The 3,909-nt window shown below is 66.6% G+C and carries 4 protein-coding genes; all 4 read left to right on the top strand.

The window, feature by feature from the left end:
• Positions 1–606 precede the first annotated feature (606 nt).
• Positions 607–1,320, top strand: a complete 714-nt coding sequence (locus tag KA248_15705; protein ID MBP7831353.1) for a hypothetical protein — start codon at positions 607–609, stop codon at positions 1,318–1,320.
• Between the two features lie 24 nt (positions 1,321–1,344).
• Positions 1,345–2,139 (top strand): nucleoside triphosphate pyrophosphohydrolase, encoded by a 795-nt coding sequence (mazG, locus tag KA248_15700; GenBank protein ID MBP7831352.1) that lies wholly within the window; start codon positions 1,345–1,347, stop codon positions 2,137–2,139.
• Positions 2,140–2,365: 226 nt separating this feature from the next.
• On the top strand, positions 2,366–3,631 hold the full coding sequence (nusA, locus tag KA248_15695) for a transcription termination/antitermination protein NusA (GenBank protein ID MBP7831351.1): 1,266 nt from the start codon (positions 2,366–2,368) through the stop codon (positions 3,629–3,631).
• The coding region (locus tag KA248_15690) for a translation initiation factor IF-2 N-terminal domain-containing protein (GenBank protein MBP7831350.1) at positions 3,628–3,909 on the top strand (282 nt) is incomplete at its 3' end. The genes nusA and KA248_15690, both read left to right, overlap by 4 nt.

Raw genomic sequence — 3,909 nt, 5'->3', positions numbered from 1 at the left:
TCTCTTCTGGCAGAATCGCCTGCCCGCCTTCTTTTCCGCTGAAGCTATCCATCAACTGGACCAGGCCAATCCCCCGCTTGATGCCCTGCGTCAGCATCACAACCAGCACGAAATCCACCGGGAGATCGGCCAGACCCCGCAAGCGGCGTGGGACCAAGCCCGAAAGGAAGATCGCTCCACCCTCCGTCCGGCCCCGGCCTGCCCTTGGTGGCCCTACATTTGGAGCCTACGCAAGCAGGTGGTCGTGGGCTCCGATGGCCGCGTCCCTGTGACCTCCCAACGCCTGCGGGTGGAGGTCGCCCCGAACACTCGTATCGTCCAATGCCGTCATCCGGACGGCCGCATCTCCTATCTGCGCCACGGGCCGGCCCCAGACCGCTATCCCGTCGTCCTGCTCCAATGGACCCCCATTCGGAAACTTTGACCGCACAAAAACGGAAACTTTGAAATCCTCACCACAGGGCCGGACTGAAGACTTGACCCCGGGCGGGGCGCCCCCTAGACTATCCGAGCTTTTGTGTTTCCGGTCGGAATCGGCCGCGCCTTGCGCGGTCCGGCCGGCAGGCGCGGGGTAAACCCGTTGATGACAGAAGGAGCATTGTCGCCATGGCCGCAAAGACAGAATCCAAGGTTGCCGCAGAGAGTCCCGAGGCCCAGGGTGAGCCGGCCGCTCCCTTTGCCCTGCTTTTCGTCCTGGAAGACCTGGCGGTGAACGGACGGCAGGCCCTGGTGGAGGTGCTGCGCCGCGCGGCACAGGAGAACAAGGAGAAACTCGACGAGCGGCAGTTCCGTCGCCACGGCACGTCGGGCTCCCCGGCCGCGAGCCTGTCCGCCCTCCTGGGCGGCTCGCCGGAATCTCACAAGGAAGTCCAGCAGCGCGTTTGCGACCGGTTGCTGGCGGACAAGGCCGGAGTTCCGCCGATCCTGGCCGGCATCCTCAAGGCCGCGGCGCAGCGCCGCATCCCGGTGCTGGTCTTGACCAGCCTGCCGGAGGACGCCGCCCGCAGCCTTGCAGGCCGGTTGGGGCTGGAGGAGCCGGCGGTCTCGCTCTATTTCGTCAAGGAGGCGGGCGCGGACTTCCCGTCGCCCGACACCTGGACGAAGGCGGCGCGGTCCATCCAGAGGCGGCCCCGCGGTTGCGGGGCGCTGGCGGCGAGCGGACGGGTCGGCCGCGGCGCCGTCATGGCCGGGATGAGTTGCGTAGCCTTGCCCGACGAGTGGACCGCCTGCGAGGATTTCGGAGGGGCGAACCTGGTGGTCGAAGCCCCCGGGGATGCGTCCGCGTCCGAGATCATCGGCGCCCTGTTTCGCGGCCTGTGACCTAACGAACCGCGACGGCGCGTCATGGATCAGCCCAAAGACCCCGGCGGCAGGCCGATCGATCGACTGCGGGGGATCATGCAGATCCTGCGGTCGGAAAAGGGCTGCCCCTGGGACCGCGAGCAGACCCTCCCCAGCCTCCGGCCGTTCCTGCTCGAGGAGTGCTACGAGGCGATGGATGCCCTGGATAGCGGCGACCGCACCCGGTTGTGCGACGAACTCGGGGACGTCCTTCTCCAGATCGTCTTCCAGGCGCAGGTCGCCAGCGAGGAAGGGAGTTTCAACTTCGACGACGTGGCCACGGCGATCTCCGACAAGCTGGTGCGCCGCCACCCGCACGTGTTCGGCGAGGTCAAGGTCAGCGGTTCTTCCGAGGTGGTGAAGAACTGGGAGGCCATCAAGAAGGGGGAGAAAGGCCCCCCGCGGAAGTCGGCCGTGGACGGCGTGCCGCGGAGCGCCCCGGCCCTTCACAAGGCCCAGCAGATCCAGAAACGGGCCGCCCGGGTGGGCTTCGACTGGGATACGGTCCACCAGGTGCTCGCCAAGGTGGATGAGGAAACCGCCGAGGTGCGCGAGGCAATGACCGACGGCGATCCGAAGAAGATCCGCGAGGAGATCGGCGATCTCCTCTTCGCCGTGGTCAACTTGAGCCGCTTCCTGGGCCACGACGCCGAGGATGCGCTGGACGACACCATTGCCAAGTTCACCCGCCGGTTCAAGGGGATCGAAGAGCGGCTGCACGCCCAGGGGCGGAAGATGACGGAGTGTAAGCTGCCCGAACTCGACGCCATCTGGAACGACATCAAGGCGGCCGAATAGCCCGCGGGACCCGCCAGGAAACGGCCCGTCCGGGCATCCCTCCTGTCCGGAAGTTTTTCGTCCGCAAAAGAAACCTTGACCCGCCACGGGTCTCCATAGTAAAAGGTATCGTTTACCAGTACACCATGCCGGTGCCGCTGAAGAGTGGGTCCGCACCCACTCTTTTGTGTATGTCGCCATGGCGTAAGGGGTTGTAAATTGGGCTCCGCAAAGCGGGGTGGGCGTTATGAACAACGATCTGTTGACAGTCATGGAGTACATGGAGCGGGAGCGGGGGATCGATCGCGAGACCCTGCTGACGGCCGTGGAATCCGCCCTGTTGAGCGCGTCGAAAAAGAGCGTGGGCCCCTCCAAGGATCTGCGCATCGAGATCGACCGTAAGACCTGCCGCATCCGGGCGCTGGCCCGGGTGACCGTGGTGGAGCGCGTCATGGCCCCGCATGACGAAATCACCTTGCCCAATGCCCGGCGCATCAAGGCGGACGCCCAGCTGGGAGATGTCCTGGAAATCGAGGTGACGCCCAAGAATTTCGGCCGGATCGCGGCCCAGACGGCCAAGCAGGCGATCCTCCACAAGATCCGGCAGGCGGAAAAGGAAAGGGTCTTTGACGAGTACAAGGATCGGTCCGGCGATATCGTCAGCGGGACGGTCAACCGTATCGAGCGCAGCGACGTGATCCTGGACCTCGGCCGTGCCGAGGGCCTGATGCCGGCGGTCGAAAAGGTGCCCACGGAGCGCTACCAGATCGGCGACCGGCTGCGGGCCCTCATCCTCAAGGTGGAAAGCCGGACGCAGGGGCCGGAGATCATCCTGACCCGGAGCCACCCGGATTTTGTGCAGCGCCTGTTCGAGCTGGAGGTTTCCGAAATCGCGGACAAGACCGTGGAGATCAAGGGGATCGCGCGCGAGGCGGGGTTCCGCAGCAAGATCGCCGTGGTCTCGCACGATCCCAAGGTCGATCCCGTGGGCGCCTGCGTGGGCATGCGCGGCATCCGCGTGAAGAACATCGTGCGCGAGCTTTCCGGGGAAAAGATTGACATCGTCCGGTGGAACGAGGATATCAAGACCTTCGTGACCAACGCGCTGGCCCCGGCGAAGCTGATCCGCGTGACGGTGGACCCGGAGGCGCAAGCGGTTCAGGTCGTGGTGGATGCGGAGCACCTGTCGCAGGCCATCGGGAAGAAGGGGCAGAACGCCCGGCTGACGTCCAAGCTGACCGGCTGGAAGATCGACATCCTCCGGGACGAGAGCGACATCAGCTTCGAGGAGAAGGTCGCACGGGCCGTGGCGGCGCTGGCCGCCGTGGAAGGTATCGGCCCCGAGCGGGCGGAGAAGCTGGTGCACGCCGGCTTCCTGACGCTGGAGGGGCTGCTGGCCGCGGAGCCGTCGGACCTGGAGGCCGTGGAAGGATTTGATGCCGCGGCGGCCCGGGAAGTATTGCAGGGCGTCGAGAAGGCGTGCGAGCATCTGCACGGGCAAGAGGACGCATGAGAGTTCATGAACTGGCCAAGGAACTGGGACTGACCAGCAAGGAGCTGATGGACAAGCTCCACGCCCTGAACGTGGAGGTCCGCAACAACTTTGCCGCGCTGTCTCCGGAGCAGGTGGCCCTGGTGCGCCAATCGGTCGGGGCGTCCCCGGCGCCGGCCGCCCCGCCGGAGGCGGCCGCCCGGAAGCCCGCCCCCAAGCCGGCGCCAGCGCCGAAGCCGGCGGCCCCCGAGCCGCCCAAGCCGGCGGCGCCTCCTCCGCCCCCGGCCCCGCCGCCCCCC

The sequence above is a fragment of the Kiritimatiellia bacterium genome (assembly GCA_018001225.1).
Lineage (GTDB): Bacteria > Verrucomicrobiota > Kiritimatiellia > CAIQIC01 > JAGNIJ01 > JAGNIJ01.
The sequence above is the reverse complement of the archived record's forward strand: the minus strand, read 5'-3'. Positions and strand labels throughout refer to the sequence as shown.